Origin of the sequence: Streptomyces sp. LS1784, from assembly GCF_020103755.1 — a bacterium.
Taxonomy (GTDB): Bacteria; Actinomycetota; Actinomycetes; order Streptomycetales; family Streptomycetaceae; genus Kitasatospora.
Map to the genome: position 1 here is coordinate 1 of NZ_JAHSQD010001104.1, position 1,139 is coordinate 1,139.

Genomic DNA, 1,139 nt, shown 5'->3' on the forward strand with positions numbered 1-1,139 from the left:
ACGGCCGCGGCCGCCGGGACCGGCGAGCCCGGGGGGCCGACGCTGGGGGAGGGACGCGCCACCGCGGCCGACGTGGCCACGGCCGGCGGGCAGGGCCGTTCGTTCACCGTGAAGGTGGCCGGCGGGTACGCCCTGCTCCAGCCGGTCGCGGTGGACACCGGGCGGACCGCGGTGGTCGAGGTGTTCGTGGCCGAGAGCGACCTCACCCGGGGCGTCGCCACGGCCTGGCAGGTGCTCTCCGCCGTGGCGCTCGGCCTGGTCGCCATCTCGGTGCTGGTCGCCGACCGGATGGGCAGCCGCATCGTCGCCTCCGCGCGGAAGCTGGCCGCCGCCGCCCGCTCGCTCGGCGCCGGGAACCTCTCGGTGCGGGTCCCGGTGGAGGGCAAGCAGGTCGAGGGCAGCCCCGAGGAGCTGCGCGAGGCCGGTTACGCGTTCAACACCATGGCCGACCGGGTGGTCCAACTCCTCGCCGCCGAACGGGAACTGGCCGCCGACCTGTCGCACCGGCTGCGCACCCCGCTGACCGTGCTGCGGCTCAACGCCGCCTCGCTCGGCGAGGGCGACGCGGCCGACGCCACCCGGCACGCGGTCGCCCAGCTGGAGCGCGAGGTCGACCAGATCATCCGCTCGGCCCGCCGCGCCCCCGAGGACGCGCCCGCCGTCGCCGTCGGCTGCGACGCGGCCGAGGTGATCCGGGAGCGGGTCGCCTTCTGGTCGGCGCTGGCCGAGGACGAGGGGCGCCGCTGGCAGCTGGCCGGCGCCGAGCGGGCCTCGCCGGTGCCCGTCCAGCGCGGGGACCTGGCGGCCGCCGTCGACGCGCTGCTCGGCAACGTCTTCCGGCACACCGCGGTCGGCACCGCCTTCTCGGTGGACGTGCTGGCCACCGACTGCTCGGTGATCGTGCTGGTCGGGGACGCCGGACCGGGGTACAGCGACCCGGCCGCCGCCCTCAAGCGCGGCGAGGGGCACGGCGGGGAGGGTTCCACCGGTCTCGGCCTGGACATCGTCCGCAAGCTCGCCGAGTCCACCGGCGGCGACGTCGCGCTCGGCCGCTCCGCGGTGCTCGGCGGCGCCGAGACCCGGCTGCGGCTGCGCACCCGGCCGCAGGAGGCGGAGCCCGCGCGGGGCGGCCGACGGCG

General features: G+C 78.1%; 1 protein-coding gene. It reads left to right on the forward strand.

The window, feature by feature from the left end; translation table 11 throughout:
- Positions 1-1,139: HAMP domain-containing sensor histidine kinase (locus KS423_RS45945; RefSeq protein ID WP_224285583.1), on the forward strand; the 1,139-nt coding region annotated here is incomplete at both ends.